At 33.6% G+C, this 18,356-nt stretch carries 19 protein-coding genes; 14 read left to right on the forward strand and 5 right to left on the reverse strand.

Annotated elements, in window-relative coordinates:
- Nucleotides 1–112: 112 nt before the first annotated feature.
- Entirely contained in the window at nucleotides 113–976 is an 864-nt protein-coding gene (locus SBL16_RS10280) for a hypothetical protein (protein ID WP_107609742.1), read from the reverse strand.
- A 241-nt stretch (nucleotides 977–1,217) separates the two neighbouring features.
- On the opposite strand from SBL16_RS10280, the gene SBL16_RS10285 reads away from it, so the two are divergent.
- From SBL16_RS10285 to SBL16_RS10310, 6 genes are read left to right on the forward strand one after another with little or no spacing between them, the layout of a single operon-like run.
- Nucleotides 1,218–2,186, forward strand: coding sequence for a LacI family DNA-binding transcriptional regulator (locus tag SBL16_RS10285; RefSeq protein WP_107611988.1), 969 nt, complete (start codon nucleotides 1,218–1,220; stop codon nucleotides 2,184–2,186).
- On the forward strand, nucleotides 2,186–3,067 hold the full coding sequence (gene rbsK / locus SBL16_RS10290; RefSeq protein WP_053016146.1) for a ribokinase: 882 nt from the start codon (nucleotides 2,186–2,188) through the stop codon (nucleotides 3,065–3,067). Before SBL16_RS10285 ends, rbsK begins: the two co-directional genes overlap by 1 nt.
- Nucleotides 3,060–3,449 carry a D-ribose pyranase gene (rbsD, locus tag SBL16_RS10295; protein WP_107611989.1) on the forward strand — a complete coding sequence of 130 codons (390 nt, stop codon included), beginning with the start codon at nucleotides 3,060–3,062 and terminating at the stop codon, nucleotides 3,447–3,449. The genes rbsK and rbsD overlap by 8 nt, the downstream gene beginning before the upstream one ends.
- Before the next feature lie 12 nt (nucleotides 3,450–3,461).
- Nucleotides 3,462–4,943, forward strand: a complete 1,482-nt coding sequence (locus SBL16_RS10300) for a sugar ABC transporter ATP-binding protein (protein WP_107611990.1) — start codon at nucleotides 3,462–3,464, stop codon at nucleotides 4,941–4,943.
- The gene (locus SBL16_RS10305) at nucleotides 4,940–5,878 is read left to right on the forward strand and encodes an ABC transporter permease subunit (protein ID WP_317953976.1); all 939 of its coding nucleotides are present in this window, start codon (nucleotides 4,940–4,942) and stop codon (nucleotides 5,876–5,878) included. The genes SBL16_RS10300 and SBL16_RS10305 overlap by 4 nt, the downstream gene beginning before the upstream one ends.
- A gap of 19 nt (nucleotides 5,879–5,897) precedes the next feature.
- On the forward strand, nucleotides 5,898–6,815 hold the full coding sequence (locus tag SBL16_RS10310) for a D-ribose ABC transporter substrate-binding protein (RefSeq protein WP_107611991.1): 918 nt from the start codon (nucleotides 5,898–5,900) through the stop codon (nucleotides 6,813–6,815).
- Nucleotides 6,816–6,868: 53 nt separating this feature from the next.
- Here SBL16_RS10310 and SBL16_RS10315 read toward each other — a convergent pair whose 3' ends face one another.
- Nucleotides 6,869–7,717: an oxidoreductase gene (locus SBL16_RS10315; RefSeq protein ID WP_107611992.1), complete on the reverse strand. Its 849-nt coding sequence runs from the start codon at nucleotides 7,715–7,717 to the stop codon at nucleotides 6,869–6,871.
- A gap of 269 nt (nucleotides 7,718–7,986) precedes the next feature.
- Between SBL16_RS10315 and panB the strand changes: the two genes are divergently transcribed.
- The 4 genes from panB to SBL16_RS10335 all read left to right on the forward strand — a co-directional run bounded on the left by panB (nucleotide 7,987) and on the right by SBL16_RS10335 (nucleotide 11,116).
- A complete protein-coding gene (panB, locus tag SBL16_RS10320; protein ID WP_107611993.1) occupies nucleotides 7,987–8,805 on the forward strand; it encodes a 3-methyl-2-oxobutanoate hydroxymethyltransferase in 819 nt (272 codons plus the stop codon).
- Entirely contained in the window at nucleotides 8,798–9,649 is an 852-nt protein-coding gene (gene panC / locus SBL16_RS10325) for a pantoate--beta-alanine ligase (protein ID WP_107611994.1), read from the forward strand. The genes panB and panC overlap by 8 nt, the downstream gene beginning before the upstream one ends.
- A 6-nt stretch (nucleotides 9,650–9,655) precedes the next feature.
- Nucleotides 9,656–10,039 carry an aspartate 1-decarboxylase gene (gene panD, locus SBL16_RS10330; RefSeq protein WP_011274512.1) on the forward strand — a complete coding sequence of 128 codons (384 nt, stop codon included), beginning with the start codon at nucleotides 9,656–9,658 and terminating at the stop codon, nucleotides 10,037–10,039.
- Nucleotides 10,040–10,213: 174 nt separating this feature from the next.
- Nucleotides 10,214–11,116, forward strand: coding sequence for a hypothetical protein (locus SBL16_RS10335; protein WP_053041719.1), 903 nt, complete (start codon nucleotides 10,214–10,216; stop codon nucleotides 11,114–11,116).
- 28 nt (nucleotides 11,117–11,144) lie between these two features.
- Here the strand turns inward: SBL16_RS10335 and SBL16_RS10340 are convergent, their stop codons facing one another.
- Nucleotides 11,145–11,822: a D-alanyl-D-alanine carboxypeptidase family protein gene (locus tag SBL16_RS10340; RefSeq protein WP_107611995.1), complete on the reverse strand. Its 678-nt coding sequence runs from the start codon at nucleotides 11,820–11,822 to the stop codon at nucleotides 11,145–11,147.
- Between the two features lie 270 nt (nucleotides 11,823–12,092).
- Between SBL16_RS10340 and SBL16_RS10345 the strand changes: the two genes are divergently transcribed.
- The 3 genes from SBL16_RS10345 (at nucleotide 12,093) to SBL16_RS10355 (ending at nucleotide 13,647) form a co-directional block, all read left to right on the forward strand.
- Nucleotides 12,093–12,251, forward strand: coding sequence for a hypothetical protein (locus SBL16_RS10345; protein ID WP_317953981.1), 159 nt, complete (start codon nucleotides 12,093–12,095; stop codon nucleotides 12,249–12,251).
- Between the two features lie 41 nt (nucleotides 12,252–12,292).
- A complete protein-coding gene (locus SBL16_RS10350; protein ID WP_317953982.1) occupies nucleotides 12,293–12,958 on the forward strand; it encodes a hypothetical protein in 666 nt (221 codons plus the stop codon).
- Nucleotides 12,959–13,095: 137 nt separating this feature from the next.
- Complete coding sequence (locus SBL16_RS10355; RefSeq protein ID WP_107611996.1) at nucleotides 13,096–13,647, forward strand: DUF805 domain-containing protein; 552 nt, start codon at nucleotides 13,096–13,098, stop codon at nucleotides 13,645–13,647.
- Nucleotides 13,648–13,736: 89 nt separating this feature from the next.
- Here SBL16_RS10355 and SBL16_RS10360 read toward each other — a convergent pair whose 3' ends face one another.
- Together SBL16_RS10360 and SBL16_RS10365 are read right to left on the reverse strand one after the other, a co-directional pair.
- Nucleotides 13,737–14,918, reverse strand: a complete 1,182-nt coding sequence (locus SBL16_RS10360; RefSeq protein ID WP_107611997.1) for a DUF418 domain-containing protein — start codon at nucleotides 14,916–14,918, stop codon at nucleotides 13,737–13,739.
- A gap of 165 nt (nucleotides 14,919–15,083) precedes the next feature.
- On the reverse strand, nucleotides 15,084–16,691 hold the full coding sequence (locus tag SBL16_RS10365) for a MutS-related protein (RefSeq protein ID WP_107611998.1): 1,608 nt from the start codon (nucleotides 16,689–16,691) through the stop codon (nucleotides 15,084–15,086).
- Nucleotides 16,692–16,941: 250 nt separating this feature from the next.
- On the opposite strand from SBL16_RS10365, the gene arsB reads away from it, so the two are divergent.
- Nucleotides 16,942–18,231 (forward strand): arsenite efflux transporter membrane subunit ArsB, encoded by a 1,290-nt coding sequence (gene arsB, locus SBL16_RS10370; RefSeq protein ID WP_107612013.1) that lies wholly within the window; start codon nucleotides 16,942–16,944, stop codon nucleotides 18,229–18,231.
- The last annotated feature ends 125 nt before the right edge of the window (nucleotides 18,232–18,356 follow it).

Genomic DNA, 18,356 nt, shown 5'->3' on the forward strand with positions numbered 1-18,356 from the left:
TGTATAAGGCACCTCGTTAATTTAGCTTAGTGATGTTCAATAAATTAACGAGGTGCCTAATTTTATTGTATTTTGTAGATACATAGATGAACTACTTTATCGAACACTTTCATTATTTATAAATACCTTTAATCTCATCTAATCTTTCTACAAAACTATCAATATATGATTGTGGTTTCAGAATCTTAGCATGTGGCGCTAATTGATAAGCGATATAGTACGCATCGAAACGCGTACAATTCACCCATACTGTAATATAATCCTCACTTCGTTCAACAACTTCTTTAATAGAAAATTGCTGTTGGAATTGGTTCCAAAAGTGTGTGTGTATTTGGAATAAAACAGGATTACAAGTGCCATCCTTCTTGAATTTCAAATTTAAAACTTTCACAGACAAGATATCACGAAGTAGTATCGTCTCAATTTCATGATCCTCTTCGTACGTAAACCAATAATCATAATGCATATACAAAATAGATAATGGTTTAATGACTATCTTTTTATCTTCAAGCTCGATGCGAACAATATCTTTATTCACAATCGCTTTTTGTAAAATCATAAGATTTTTCCCGGGCAATAATTCCTGTCTAATTTTAAATTGATTTAACGTACTCATTAAAACGTGTTTATCTGAAACCTTCATTGAACTAATTGAGCTAAGTAAAAATTTGTGAATATCGTGATGCAATATGGGTGTTAAACTTTGAAGTTTAATGAGTAAACTAAGAATGCCTAAACTGTGTTTACTTTGTGTTTTCTGCTTAAGTTCATATCCTGCCAATTGATGATTATAAACGACTCTAGTATTACTATGACTCCAAAACTCATTTTCATAAAAGAATGTGTTAATAGTATTAATATCACGCTGTATCGATTTCTTACTCACATCAGTAAATTGATTTAAGTCGTGTTGCGTAACAACGTGACCTTTAAGAAGCAAAGTTAAAATATTTAGTATACGAGTTGATTTATCCAAGAATTGGGTCCCCTTTGCATCAATTCTATATTTACTTTGAAAATTAATTATATAGTATCATATTCTTTTTACGATGTGTATAATTCCAAAATTAAAAAGTAGCGATATATCAATAAACATAAATATTAGGACGACGTCCATTCACAAAAGAGTTAATTTATAAATGTTTTATTTAATATTGCATTTAAAAGAAAAAAGTGATAAATTTTTATGTAAGCGGTTACACAAAAGGAGTGGCAAAGTGAGAACGATTAAAGAAGTGGCTCGACAAGCAAATGTGTCAGTAGCCACAGTCTCAAGAGTGATTAATAAAAGTGGTTATGTGAAAGAAGCAACACGTAAAAGAATTGAGCAAGTCATCAAAGAATTAGATTATTATCCTAATGAGACTGCAAGAACTTTATTTACTAAAAAATCAAAAACAATTGGACTGCTTTTACCAGATATGAGTAACCCGTTCTTTACGATTGTTGCTAAAGGTGTAGAAGACACAGCAATTCAAAAAGGGTACCACGTCATGATTGGCAATGGTGAAATGCGAGAACATAAAGAACTAAACTATCTAACCACTTTTAAAGTGAATAATTGTAGTGGCGTCATTGCTTCACAGTTATCAACTCAATTTGCCTTTGATCAGTTTAATTCATATCAATTACCCTATGTACTAATTGACCGTGTAACAGATAATCAGCAATGTATAGAAGCGGACCATTATAAAGGTGGGAAACTACAAGCTGAGACAATTATTAAAGGAAATGCACAGCGTGTACTATTGTTGCATCAAGACTTGAATTATCGCTCTTTTGAAGAACGATTTAATGGTGCAAGGACTACTCTAAAGAATCATGACATTCAATTATGGGTTGAGGATGAGCATGACATCACAATTGATAAACTGAAAGCATATGTCAACCATAACCATATCGATAGTGTGATATGTAGTAACGACGTATCTGCGCTTAAAATCATGAAATGGTTACATGATTTACACTTCCATATTCCAGATGATGTACAAGTCATTGGATATGATGATATTCCATTAGCTAAGTTATTTTATCCAAGTCTGACAACGATAGAACAACCTGCGTATGAAATTGGGAAACAAGCAGCATTAGGTTTGATAAATCAATTAGAACACAATGACGTAACAACGAAAGTCGTATTAGATGTTGATGTCATACATAGAGAATCTACAAGGAGGAAGAAATAATGACAAGTATATATGTAGTTGGAAGTTTATCTATTGATTTAGTAGTTTCTACAAATAAAGTACCAAGTAAAGGTGAAACCGTTCTAGGTGAGTCATTCTTTACAACACCTGGTGGAAAAGGGGCAAACCAAGCAGTAGCAGCTGCAAGACTCGGTGATGATGTTTACATGGTAGGACGCATCGGTGATGATGATTTCGGGAATCAAATTTTTACAAACTTAGAAGACAATCATGTTTTAACGACATTTCTGAAACCCGTTACACATTCTGCATCTGGTACGGCACATATCACTTTATCTGACAATGATAATAGTATCATCGTTGTACCTTCAGCTAATAACTATGTTACGTCAGATTACGCGTTGGAAGCTTTAAGTCAAGCTCAAGCAGGTGACATTGTTTTAATTCAACAAGAAATTCCCGCTGAAACAGTAAGAGATGTCGTATTATATTGCGATGAACACGATATGATATCAATTCTTAACCCAGCGCCATTCCGAGAAGTAGAGGCAGATGTTATTGAAAAAGCGACGTACATTACACCTAATGAAACAGAAAGCAATGCGATGTTCCAGACTGACATTGATAAAGCATTAGAGCGTTACCCTAACAAGTTAATAATTACATTAGGAGATAAAGGTGCTATGTATCATAACGGCACTGAAAAGATTCAAATTGATGGATTTAAGCGAGAAGTTAAAGATACAACAGGTGCTGGGGATACATTCAATGGTGCTTTCGCAGTAGGATTACAAAAAGGATATTCAATTGCACAAGCACTTAAACTTGCGAATTTAGCAGCAAGTCATTCAGTAACAGGTATGGGCGCTCAAGGTGGCATGCCAACCTTTTCAGAAATTGCAGGTGAATTAGATGTATAAAACAGGCATATTAAACAGCGACATTTCAAAAGTACTCAGTGATTTAGGACATACAGATCAAATTGTAATAGCTGATTGTGGGTTACCCGTTCCTAAAGACGTTAAGAAGATTGACCTTGCTTTAACATTAGGACAGCCAAGTTTTCTAGAAGTTTATGAAGTACTTAAGCAACACATGGAAATTGAACACGTAACGATAGCTAAAGAAATGGAAGTAGACAATGCACCTATCTTTGAACAAGTGACAAAGGACTTTTCAGAATTAGAACAAGTTAACCACGAAACATTTAAAGCATTAACTAAAAACGCTAAAGCAATTATTCGCACAGGGGAAGCAACGCCATATGCAAACATCATACTTCAAAGTGGTGTCATATTTTAAGGGGTGAAATTAATGATTCAAATGACTAATATCCATAAAGCCTTCGGGGACAACGAGGTTCTAAAGGGTGTTGATTTTACTCTAAAGCCAGGTACAGTGCATGCACTAATGGGAGAAAACGGGGCTGGTAAATCAACACTCATGAAAATTCTAGTCGGGATTCATAAAAAAGATCAAGGTGTTATCACTAATTCTGATATTGAGATCGACTATAACAATCCTAAAGAAGCGGAAGAAAAAGGATTAACATTTATTCACCAAGAATTGAATTTATATCCAGAATTAACAGTGCTTGATAATTTATTCGTTGGAAAAGAAATCAGAAACAAAATAGGAATACTAAATAAAAAAGAAATGAAGCAACAAGCTGAGCAAGTGTTTAAAGAATTAGATTTCTATATTCCATTAAACAAAGTGGTCAAAGATTGCTCAATTGGTGAGCAACAAATGATAGAAATAGCTAAAGCGATGATGACTAAAGCACAAATCATTATTATGGATGAACCAACAGCAACATTAACAGATAAAGAAATTCGACGTTTGTTCGACATGATTCTTAATTTAAAAGCTAAAGGTGTGGCATTTGTATACATTTCACATAGAATGGCTGAAATTTTTGAGATTTCGGATGAAATAACGGTGATGCGTGATGGCGTTTCTGTTATGTATGATGAAACGGCAAATCTAACATACAACCAAATTGTTAAAGCAATGGTTGGACGTGAATTAGATGAACAGTTCCCACATAGAACGTATGAACCACAAGATGTTGTTTTAAACGTAAAACGTCTCAATAATCCGCTACATCATATTGAGAATCAATCATTTTATCTTAAAGAAGGTGAAATATTAGGCGTGAGTGGTCTAATGGGGGCAGGTCGTACTGAGATGATGAGAAGTTTGTTCGGTGTCGATAAAGCAGATAATGAAATTGAAATTAAAGGACAAACAGTATCTATAACGTCTCCAATCGAAGCGATGAAACATGGACTTGCTTTTATAACTGAGAATCGTAAAGAAGAAGGGTTAATTTTAGACTTCTCCATTCAAGACAATATGGTATTACCTTCATTATTTAGCTTTTCAAAACATGGCATCGTAGACGATAAAAGTTCTGAGCAATTTGTTGATACGATGCGTAAAAGACTCAATATTAAATCTCCAGGTAGACTGCCGGCCGGCTCATTATCAGGTGGTAATCAACAAAAGGTCGTATTAGCAAAGTGGATTGGTACCGGCGCGCAAATCATTATTTTAGATGAGCCTACACGAGGTATTGATGTCGGAGCAAAAAGGGAAATTTATCAACTTATGAATGAACTTACGGATCGTGGTGTGTCTATTATTATGGTCTCATCTGAATTGCCTGAAGTCATTGGTATGAGCGATAGAGTGATGGTCGTTCACGAAGGTAATATCAAAGGGGATCTTACAGGAAATGAAATTACAGAAGAAAATATTATGACTTTAGCTACAGGGGGGAACTTTAAATGAAACAGTTAACAGCTAAAACATCGTTCATGGAAAAGATTATTCCATTTATTGGTCTGATTTTATTAATTATTGTAGTGAGTATTTTAAACCCATCATTTTTAGATTTATCTAATTTACTCAATTTATTAAGACAAATTTCTATCAATGGTCTGATTGCCTTTGGTATGACATTCATTATCTTAACTGGCGGTATAGACTTATCAGTTGGTTCAATTCTTGCATTATCATCGGCGTTTATTGCATTAATGATTACGAGTGGTGTTGACCCAATAATTGCATTAATTATTGGCGTACTGATTGGTTTTGTTTTAGGTGCAGTAAATGGTTTATTAGTTACTAAAGGAAATATGGCGCCATTTATTGCAACACTTGCGACAATGACGATTTTCCGTGGATTAACATTAGTTATTACTGACGGAAATCCAATAACAAATTTAGGTGATAGTTATTTATTCCAATTATTTGGTAAAGGCTACTTTATCGGTATTCCAGTACCAGCAGTAACAATGATTATCGTGTTTGTGATTTTGCTTATTATTCTTCAAAAAACAACATTTGGACGTCATACATATGCGATTGGTGGGAATGAGGTAGCTGCTAAAATTTCAGGTATTAAAGTTAATAAAATTAAAATTTTAATTTATGGAATTTCAGGGCTAATGTCAGCGTTAGCTGGAGGCATATTAACATCACGTTTAAATTCTGCACAACCAACAGCAGGTACTTCTTATGAGTTAGATGCCATTGCTGCCGTAGTACTTGGTGGTACGTCATTAACAGGTGGTAAAGGACGAATTGTTGGAACATTAATAGGTGTACTTATTATAGGTGTTTTAAATAATGGATTAAATTTACTTGGTGTTTCTGCATTTTACCAACAAGTCGTTAAAGGTGTAGTTATTTTAATTGCGGTATTAATTGATCGTAAAAAATAAGAGAAAGCAGGATAACAATATGAAAAAATTATTAGCCATTACATTAGCACTTGTCCTATTTTTAGCAGCATGTTCCTTAGAATCACCCTTGAAAAATGATAAAAATGGTAAAACAAATAAGAAAAAATCAGAAATTACAATAGGCGTAAGTATTTCAACTTTAAATAATCCATTCTTCGTTAAAATTAAAAATGGAATTGAAAAAGATGCTAAAGCACAAGGTATGAAAGTTAAAGTTGTAGATGCTCGAGATGATTCAGCTAAACAAACGAATGACATTGAAGATTTAATTCAACAACAAGTTGATTACTTAATTGTTAACCCAACAGATTCAAGTGCGATTTCAAGTGCTGTGGAGTCAGCGAACAATGAGGGTATTCCAGTAATCACGTTAGATAGATCTGTAGATAAAGGCGAAGTTGCGTCATTTATTGCATCAGATAACGTTGAAGGCGGTAAAATGGCTGGCAACTACTTAGTTGATAAAGTGGGTAAAAATGCAAAAGTTGGAGAACTTGAAGGTGTTCCAGGTGCAAGTGCAACGAGAGAAAGAGGTAAAGGGTTCCATGAAATTGCAGATAAACAGTTAAAAGTAATTGCTAAACAAAGTGCGAAGTTTGATAGAGCAGAAGGATTAAACGTGACGCAAAATATGCTTGAAGCACATCCTGACATTAAAGCCATCTTTGCTCAAAATGATGAAATGGCACTTGGTGCAATCGAAGCAATTGGGGATAAGGATATTCAAGTCATTGGATTTGATGGCAACGAAGATGCAATGAAATCAATAAAAAATGGCAAACTAGATGCGACAATAGCTCAACAACCTGAACTTATGGGTAAAGAAGCAATTAAAGTGGTCAATGGATTAATGAAAGGCGACTCTGTAAATAAACAAATCAAAGTACCATTAAAATTGAAACAAAGTAAGAACTAAATATGCTTGAAATAATAAAGATTCTGAGACGGTAAATCATCTCAGAATCTTTTTTAATTAATAAGTGATTGATGAGAACGTAACAATGCATAAACTGTATCTAGATGTGGTGTGTTCACGTTATGAGATTTTGCCTGTCTAAAGATAAATCCTTGTATTGCTTCGACTTCTAATGGCTGATGATTGATTATATCGTAATACATACTCGTGCCCATATGATCAGGATAGCCAGCATAAATTTGCATAATGTCATCGACGATTGTATTTGGAAACTGTATACCTGATGCTTCGGCTACTTGATGTCCTTCTTTTAATAGTTGACGACATAGATGTTTGACTTCGTTAATTTTTAAGATTTGAGCAGTATTGTGACCAAGTGCAGTTATAGAATTAATACCTAAATTCACTAATAATTTATACCAAATTTTTTCTTCAATATTGTCTTCTAAAACCATTTCTATTTTGGTTGTATCGAATAAGGATTTTAGATGCGTTGTGGTATCATCTTTCTGCAAATGTAAACGATAATCTCGAAAATGAACGACTTCGCTTTCGGATTTTTGGCCGCTTATGTATACGACTGCCTGATATTTGTGATTGAAAGGAAGTTGCGGCAATAAGCCATAACCATTTTGAGCTAAAATAAAGCACGTTTCATTATGTGCGAAGTGATGTAATTTTGGAATTAGTGAATTAAGTTGGTGCGTTTTAACCGCAATGATAATAACATCAAATTGCGTATTTATGTCATCAATACTTTTGACTTTGATAGTTTCATTTGCAGGTTGGAGGGTCATTATCTTATTAGAACGACCGATTAATGTAACGTTTGGCAGTGATTGTTGCAGTTCATAAGCAATCGTCGTACCAACCGCACCAGGTCCAATAACAGCAATTTTCATTTTAAACTTTCCTTTCTGATTAGAATCAAACATATATGTATAGAAGTATCTATGCACTATAAATATAATCATATAGTATAATCATTTTACTTTTATATGTAAATTAATCTTTTAATTAAAAAGATGGATAAGCAAAGATAAATATTAGAACAGAAAATGATATGATTTTATATGGAAGTTGATATATAATATTGAGTTGAAATAATGGGATAGCAACTTATAAAGTTTTGTTTAAAAATGTGGACATAAATAATAGGAGTTAATTTAAAATGAAAAATTTAGCAAAATTAGTTGAAATGAAACAAGACAAAACGAAAATTTCGATGATTACAGCATATGACTTTCCAAGTGCCAAACAAGCACAGGATGCAAATATAGATATGATTTTAGTTGGTGATTCACTTGGAATGACGGTACTAGGTTATGAAACAACAACACAAGTGACATTAGAAGACATGATTCATCACGGCAAAGCGGTACGTAGAGGTGCTAATGATACTTTTGTAGTAGTGGACTTACCAATTGGCGCAGTTGGTGTAAGTGATGAACATGATTTGAAAAATGCGATAACACTTTATCAGGAAACAAATGCCAATGCGTTAAAAGCAGAAGGTGCACATTTAGTTAATTTCATTAAGAAATCAACACAAATTGGAATTCCAATCGTAGCGCATCTAGGATTAATGCCACAAAGCGTTGGTGTTATGGGATATCGATTACAAGGTAGCACGAAAGATGCGGCTAAACAGTTAATTCAAGAGGCACATGCAGTTCAAGAAGCAGGCGCAGTTGCTTTAGTATTAGAAGCGATTCCAAGTGACTTAGCTGGTTTAATTAGTGAGCAATTAGATATACCCGTTATTGGTATTGGCGCAGGAAAAGACACAGACGGTCAAGTATTGGTTTATCACGATATGTTAAATTATGGCGTTGATCGCTATGCTAAATTTGTACAACAATTTGGCGATTTTTCAGTAGGAATTGATGCCATCAAACATTATGATGAAGAAGTTAAGGCAGGGACTTTTCCAGCTGAAGCCCACACATATAAGAAAAAGATATTGAATGAGGTAAACAGCAATGACTAAAGTGATTCAAACTGTATCTGAGATGCAACAAATTACACAGGAATTGAAGCGTACAGGTAAAACGATTGGCTTTGTTCCAACGATGGGAGCCTTACATGAAGGTCATTTGAGTATGATGCGTCGCTCAGTTGAAGAGAATGATATTACTGTAATTAGTGTATTTGTAAATCCTCTACAATTTGGTCCAAACGAAGATTTCGATGCCTATCCACGTCAAATTGATCAAGATGTAGCCTTAGTTGAGGCAATTAATGTTGATTATGTATTCCATCCAGCAGTAGAAGAAATGTACCCAAACGAGCTAAGTGTCACGTTAAAGGTAGGACGTCTAGCGGAAGTCTTAGAAGGTGCACAACGTCCAGGTCATTTCGATGGTGTAGTTACGGTCGTAAACAAGTTATTTAATATTGTGAGTCCTAATAAAGCATACTTTGGTAAGAAAGATGCACAACAGCTCGCAATTGTTGAAAAAATGGTAGAAGATTTTAATCATCCAATTGAAATTGTAGGTATTGATATTGTACGTGAAGCGGATGGACTTGCACGTAGTTCGCGAAATGTATATTTAACTGACGACGAGAGACAAGAAGCTGTTCACTTGAGTAAAAGTTTGGAAATAGCTCAAACATTGTATAAACAAGGAGAGCGACGTAGCCATATTATTGTTGGTGAGATTAAGACATATTTATCGGAACATACAAGTGGTCATATTGATGAAGTTGCAATTTATAGTTACCCTGATTTAGAAGTTGCGACAGAAATACAAGGACAAATTTTTATATCATTAGCTGTTAAGTTTTCGAAAGCACGATTGATAGATAATATAATTTTAGGAAGTGAATAGTAAGTTATGATTAGAACGATGATGAACGGTAAGATCCATAGAGCACGTGTGACTGAATCAAATTTAAATTATGTTGGAAGTATTACGATTGATGCCGATATCTTAGACGCAGTCGATATTTTACCTAATGAAAAGGTAGCCATCGTAAATAACAATAATGGTGCCCGCTTTGAAACATATGTTATTGCTGGTGAACGAGGTAGTGGCAAGATTTGTCTTAATGGTGCAGCATCTCGATTAGTTGAAGTTGACGATGTGGTGATTATTATGACCTATGTCCAATTAGATGAACGTGAATTAGTTGACCATGCGCCTAAAGTGGCTGTTATGAATGAAAAGAATGAAATTATTCAAATGATTCATGAGAAAGAAGGAACAATAATCAAATAATTAAGTGTGACGGCAGTCTAAAATAGTAAAATTGATTTTATCCGGTAGCTTAAAAGCTATCGGATTTTTGTGTGGACTGTGTATCATAGTGATATAAACATCACCTAAAATTATAACATTTGTATAGTATAATAATATTATACAAAAATTGTTATAAGATTAGAGGGATCGTTAATGAAAAAATTTCTATCACTTAGTATCACATTTATGTTAGTGTTAACAGCCTGCAGTACACATGAACCATCTAAAGAAAATAAAACGGAATCTCACACGAAACAAACGGATACTAAAACAACAAAAGACAATAAAAAGCAAAACAAGGATGATAATAAAAAGAAGGATGAAGAAAAAAACAAAGATATTATACCTAACTTTTCTGAAAAGGAAAAATTGGCTTTAGCTTTTTGTGTCGACCATGTTGACCAATATACATTAACGAAAAATGAAATTTTAACTGGATTTTATTTAGCTATAGCTCCAGCTGGAGAGGAACATTATAAATTAGTTGATTTTACGTTAGTTAAATATGATAAACCTATTGCAAATGCGCCAAAAGATATGCATTTTTACACCGTATATCCTGACAAAAGAAGTTTCGCTGCCATCATCGGTGTGAATAATGAGAAGATATTCTTAGGAGGAACGCAAGCTGCAATCATTGATTATAATGAATTAATGCAACATGGAAGAGAAGTAAATTTAAAAGATGTCTATTTAAAAAATAAAAATAATAAAGCCTTGCCAGAATTAGTAAGTAAAATGCATATTGATAATAAGTATCCTGAAATAAGTTATGACGAGAATGGAATGTCTAATAAAGAGCTAGAACGATCGGGTGTAGTAGGTTTACATCTTAGAAATCAAATCTATCAAATTATTGCAGACTTTGAAGGTATTAGCTTAAAAGATTCAGGTTATTTATGGGAAGATGTGAAGCTACTTAATTCAAATGGAGATTGGTCGGTACGATATCGCAATCAAGATGGAGAAATCGTTGGTTCTTATAGAAATATGAATGACAAAATTCAAAAGCTCGATGCTAATGGAAATGTAGTTAAAGAAAAAAAGGTTGAATAGTATATAAAAACGCTCAGAGTGCAATATATTAGCTTTCTGAGCGATCTTTATATTTAACATATTCCTCTAAGGATTGACCAGAGTGTTGTACTTTAGTCGCATTGTTTTTTCCTAGGTAACGCAAATGCCACGGTTCATATTGGTAGCCTGTGATCTGTTCTTTACCTTTTGGATAACGCACGATAAAACCATAACGATGCGCATTTCGCGCAATCCATTGTCCTTCCTTTGTTGCTCCAAAACATTCGCGTAAATTAGCATCTGATTCAATAGCACCCACATCATAACTTAACCCACTTTGATGTTCAGAAGTGCCAGGACGTGCACTATAACGGTCTGCATTTTCTTCACCATCACGCGCAACATATTGATTATATAAATTCACTTGTGTTTCGTAACTTCTAAATCCACTAATCTTATAAAGACTCACACCATCTCTTTCAGCATCAGTAAACATTTGTTGTAATGCACGTTGTGCTTTAGGCTTCTCACCAGGATTGTAATCAGATGGTAGTTTAGTTGTTTTATTAACGATTAAAATGCCGTCATAGTATGTTTTACCGTTTATGACTTCCTTCTTCTGTTGTTCATTGCCAGTAGTTTTAGTCGATGCATTACGATTATTCTTATTTTCTATGTCTTGTTCAAAGCTACATGCACATAAAATTAAGGTACTCAAAATTAAAATTGTAAGAAACTTCTTCACAATATAATTCCTTTCCAAAAATATTTTAATATCATATTATTCATTACAATGTAAGATTAGCATAAAAAACAAATGAAATAAGATGAAAAACAGTAAAATTGTTTAATAGTTTAATTAAATACATGGTTATTACAACAATCCCAATTTTATAGTGTAACTTGTAAAAATATATGAACAACATATAATTATTTTATAGTATAATAATTCGGTACGAAGGAAACATTTACATTTTTTAATAGAGATTAAATATGTGTTTAAGGGGGGTAAGATATGAAGAAACTATTATTTATGTGTGGGGTGTTTTTACTTTTACTTGCAGCTTGTGGTTCTAATGATGGTTCCAAAGAAGATAGTGCTAAAACGAAATCTAACGCGGAACAAACAAAATCTAAGAAGTCTAAAAAGACCAAAAGCTGGAAAAGGAAGTAGCAAAGCTTTCTGAAAAACAAAAATTAGCACTTGCCTTCTGTGTGGAGGATGTTGACCGATATACATTGACTAAGAATGAAATTCTAACTGGAATTTATGAATACAAACTTGCGACTGGAAATAAAAACTTTAAACTAGTTGATTTCAAACTTGTGAAGTACGATGATAGCATCAAAAATGCTCCAAAAGGTATGAATTTCTATAATGTATCACCTAATAAAGGGAACTTTGAAGCATTAATCGGAGTTAGTAACGATAAAATCTTTATCGGACGCATGCAATCTGGTTCATTAGATTACAAAGATTTATTAGGAAAAGGTAAAGAAGTAAAATTAATTGATGTCTATAAAGCGAATAAAGACAACAAAGCTTTACCAGAATTAACTGATAAGATAAATATTGTAGATAATTTATCTAAAAAAGATAAAGAAAATAACAATCCATTATCTGCAGAATACTTAGAGAAATCAGGAACAGTTAATACGCATTTCCGTAACCAAGTGTATCAAATGATTTCGGATTTCGAAGGTATTGCAGTAGGTAAGACAAACTATTTATGGGACGATGTTAAAATGGTCGGTCATAGTGGCGATTGGATTGTGAATTATCGAAATAAAGATGGCGAAATTTTAGGTACATATAAAACTAAAAATAATAAAATTATTAAGTTAGATGCTAATGGTAAAGTCATTAAGCAAGAAAATTAATAAGTTCATACTCAAGTTCTCAGGTTAATTAAATTAGCTTGAGAACTTTTTTTATAGGGTTTTATAATTATGCCAGTATGATACGATAAAGGTAAGGGAAAGACGGCAATTAAAATTACGCAAAGGAGTTTATGCTTATGAATCCAAAAGTAGGTTTTGGCGAAGCATTTAAGTTGTTTTGGAAAAATTATTTTAATTTCAAAGGTCGTTCAAGACGAAGTGAATTCTGGTTTATGCAATTATGGCATTTAATCTTTTATGGACCCGCTCTGATTCTTTATATTATGGCATTAATCATGATTATGTTCGCAGCAGGGTTTCAATCTGAAGGCTTATCAATTTTAAGCGTAGTTATGTTAGTTATCACAATCATTTATATGGTTTTATACGCAATTATTACATTCATTCCTAATTTAGCGATGACAGTCAGACGCTTCCATGACACTGATCGTACGATGTTTATTCCTATCTTATCAGTTGTATTAGGTGTGATATCTTTTATTGTGCAATTAATCTGGAATATTAATGACCCTAATGGTGAAAATGGATGGGCATTGTTATTTATTCTCCTATTTTCCCTAGTACAATTTGCTGTTTCAATCTACCAAATAGTAATCACATGCTTAAATAGTAAATTTAATAAAAATAAATATGGAGAAAGCCCTAAATTCAAAGGACATTATGAATAATTCAATGTGCTAATTCAATATGCTTAGCAACATAAATTAAGGTTCAACGTGCAGTTAATGATTAACCACGTTGAACCTTTTTAGTATGTCTATTTACGTTTACCTACATGCCATTTCCAATATGTGAACATGCGCAGGAGATATTCTAATGGACCGTATCGGAAGTATCTTTGATGCAATGTTGCTAATAACACTAAAAGAATATAGATAATTACGAATAAAATGCTTGTGTAAATGAGTATATCTTTGCCAAATAACCCTAGACCGTAACTATAGAAGACGAGTGTACCAATGATACTTTGTGTAATGTAAACGGTAAGAGATATTTTGCCAGCATTTTCCAAACCTTTAAAAATTGGATGCGTCTCATAACGTTGGTATAAATATTTAAATAAACTCATGTAACCTAAGGATAAAATCGGTCCAAATATAGCTACAAGCGTACCTGAAATAGCCTCGTTATCCAACCAGAGTAGGGTTGATTTGGCAATAATAGATACTGGAATAAGGTATATAAATAGTTTCGACGACCAAAAGTGCCTTGCATCTTTCTCGAACCAACCACATCTAGAAAGAAAGATTCCTAAAGTGAATAATGGTACTTCAAAAAGTATAGCTACCAAGAAGATTGCACCTTTATTATCGCCTAATTGATCTTCTAATTCTGCAAATTTAGGAGATGTCGCTATATCATCTACGTGATGGATATCGTTATAACTACCTTCTGTATAAATCTTTTGCACTTTATGAATATATGAAGCTGAATCATATTTGTCAGATGATGTAGACGCTTGAGAATCATCAAACATAGACCAAATACCCATCACGAGCATGAGAGAAATAATTACAACATTAAACCATTTGAAAGCTTTCGTACTTAGTGAAATAAAGGGTATCACACATAACATAGCTAAACTATAAGCTGTTAATATATCGCCTTCCCATATGTAACTTGCATGGATAAAGCCTAAGATAAGTAAGAAAATGGCACGACGTAATAATTGTAATCTAGGCCGTGGCAATCCTTTTAATTTCATAGACTGATACAGTTTATCCATCGAAAAGCCAAACAGTATTGCAAAAATAGGTAAAAAACTTTCTTCAACAAGTATGATGATAAGGTTGAATATTCCTTGGTTTACAGGACTTAAATGGAAATGTTCGATGTAGTCTTTGCCAGATAAACTAAATTGAAATATAAGTAGATTAGCAAGAAATATGCCTAATAAGCTGAAACCTCTTAAACTATCAGCAATTGTAATTCGTTTCATAATGTCACCTCAATACTCACAGTAAACAATAATGATAAAATCTATCATAATTTCGTCTTAAATCTATCTTAAATCATCAACTAAACTATAAAGAAGCGGGATGACAAAATCATAATTGGATCTCATCATCCCACTTATATTGATAATGTTTTACATGAAACAATGTTAATCCAAATCTTTAACCTGATCCTTGGCTCTTTTGTAAATTTTGTTAGGGAAGTTAGTAATTCGCAACAATTCAATTGCATTTCTCGTATTCGCTTTCCCTTTTTTAATCTTGTAATCAAAGTGGATTTCATCGTTTTCAATCGTTTCATTAAAGTGATAGTTTTGATAATTGTCCTTTAATAATTCTGAAAGTTCGATATCATGTGTTGCTGCTACAATTCTGTACTCTGGTTGATGATTCAAATATGATAATACAGATTCTGATGCTGCAATACGTTCAGTTGTATTCGTGCCTTTAAAGATTTCATCTATGAAGCAGTACACTGGCATATGCGTCTCTATATCGAATAGACGACGAATAGATTTCAACTCAGCCATGAAGTAACTATCACCCGACAGAACATCATCGGCATTAGCCATTGACGTATAAACTAAGCCGGGACGATAGCTAAACGCATCCGCCGTCGCAGTTTCTATCGTTTGTGCAAGAATAAGGTTAATTGCTACGGCTTTCATAAATGTTGATTTTCCTGATGCATTCGACCCCGTTAGTAGAATATTGTGGTTAATGTCGAGATCGTTTGGGACTGCATTTTCCAGTAAAGGATGAATCAAATTTGTGAATGTTAATGTTTGCTCATTTGAAAAGGCAGTCGGCTCACAATAAGTGTCTAATGTGCGTCGATACATGGCTAATGAATAGTGATTATCTAAGGTGCTTACATAGTCATAGCAAGCCATTACCTCGTCTTGATATCGATAATACGTATGCTGGATGATATGGAAGAGGAAATAATCCACCATGAATGCCATCTTGAGTAACATAATAAATGCGCCGCCGATATCTTGATCGCCCACTTTACCTAGTAGACCACTAAATAAACGTGCCCCTTTAAAGTGACTAAAGTTCGTATTAACTTCTGGTGTGCCTTTAATTTGGTCGAGATGATAACCTTCCTTAAGGACTTTCGCTGTATAGAATAATGACTTTAAATCTTGATCATAAGTACGTTTCAAGGTACCGGATAATACAATGTTTAGTAGAATCGAAAATAAAGTTATAAGTACTCCAGTTGATGGAGAAATGAAACAAATAATGAGTCCAATAAATGGTAGAAATGGACAAATCATAAATAAATTATTTCGCTTTATTGCTTTAAGTTGATCAGGGAAGATAGGGTACACCACTTTACCAATAGAAGCGAGATGATAAGATACATTGACCCTAAATGTTTCATCATTATTAAATTGGTCTAATAGTTGTTTGTTATTAACCTTAAACATATTGCGTAATGTGGCAAACCAACGCATCTCTCCAATAGCCGTGAAGTTAAAGTTACTACGATGGAAGATTTCTTCCATATTTAAATCCGACCATGTTTTATCATCGATGAGGTTGTTATGTTGGTCACGTTTGAGTTTGAATTGATAATCGAAGCGGGAATTTGGGCGTATGAAGTTCTCAATAGGCTTCTTATTACGCCAAAGTGTATGTATGTGGTTGATCAATTTCCTCTTGTCTACTATTGTCACAACAACATTTACAATCAAGCCTAAAATGATAATACCAATTACCAATAATGCATAAGTCTGATAAATATTCATAACTAAACTCCTTATAAAAATTAAATCATCTACACAATTATTTCATAATTTTATGCAATTAACAAAAGTAGATAAGATAAAAAAATTCACTTCATACATTGTAACTTTGCCACATAGATTTCACATCATAGCTCATGATATGCTTATTGATGACATAGGAGGATTTGACTGATATGAAAGACAAATATATATCATCTATAACTCATTTTTCACATCGTCATCAACGACATTTTGTAGGTGAACGTTTATGATGACTTTTTTAGCCATTCTCATTTTTGTTATTACTTTGATTTTTGTTGTTTGGCAACCTAAAGGACTAGATATAGGAATTACTGCTGTTGTAGGTGCAGTTTTAGCGCTTATTACTGGAGTTGTTGGTTGGTCTGACATCGTGGAAGTAACAGATATCGTTTGGAACGCGACTTTAACATTTGTAGCTGTCATCTTGATTTCACTTATTCTGGATGAAATTGGTTTCTTTGAATGGGCTGCATTACATATGGTTCGAGCATCTAAAGGTGACGGTTTCAGAATGTTTGTTTACATTATGCTCCTCGGTGCGATAGTGGCAGCATTTTTTGCGAATGATGGTGCTGCACTTATCTTGACGCCAATCGTTTTAGCGATGGTACGTCATCTTGGATTTAGTAAGAAAGTGATCTTTCCTTTCATTATCGCAAGTGGCTTTATCGCTGATACAACGTCGTTACCTTTTACGGTAAGTAACTTAGTGAATATTGTTTCTGCGGATTACTTCAACATTGGATTTGTAGAATATTTGAGTCGTATGCTAATACCAAATATATTCTCACTTCTAGCAAGTATCATTGTATTATGGATTTATTTTCGAACATCGATTCCAAAGACCATTGATATTCGAAAGGTTCAAAGTCCTGGTGCCGCGATTAAAGATCAGAAACTATTTCGCATATCTTGGCTTGTTTTAGCAATACTATTAATAGGTTATCTTGTCAGTGAGTTTATACACGTACCAGTGTCTCTGATTGCTGGAATTGTCGCTATTATCTTCCTACTCTTGGCACGCCAATCAGATGTTGTTTCTACTGGAAAAGTAATCAAAGGTGCGCCATGGAATATCGTGATTTTTTCATTAGGTATGTATTTAGTTGTATTTGGACTTAAAAATGTTGGCATTACAACCATATTAGGTCATATATTTGCATCTATATCTGCGCATGGCTTATTTACTAGTATTATGGGCGTAGGTTTTATTTCTGCAATTTTATCATCTATCATGAATAACTTACCGACCGTTTTAATTGATGCGATAGCAATACATCAATCACAAGTGACAGGTATCCTTAGAGAAGGTATGATTTATGCGAATGTAATAGGGTCTGACTTAGGTCCGAAGATTACACCTATAGGTTCATTAGCCACTTTATTATGGCTTCACGTTTTAGCTCAAAAAGATGTCAAAATATCATGGGGCGTTTACTTTAAAACAGGAATAGTCATTACGATTCCAGTACTCTTTTTCACGTTGTTAGGACTATTTCTTACATTACTCATTTTTTAAAAGGAGAAAATCATAATCCGCAATGGGAATAACAGTTAGGCATTCATACGTATCTTTTGAGAATAGACAAACATAGGGTTTAAATTTTTTGATACTATTTTAAAGTATATTCAAGAGAAGTTAGA

It is taken from the genome of Staphylococcus sp. NWU MK-U1 (assembly GCF_033283505.1).
GTDB classification, from domain to species: Bacteria; Bacillota; Bacilli; order Staphylococcales; family Staphylococcaceae; genus Staphylococcus; species Staphylococcus haemolyticus.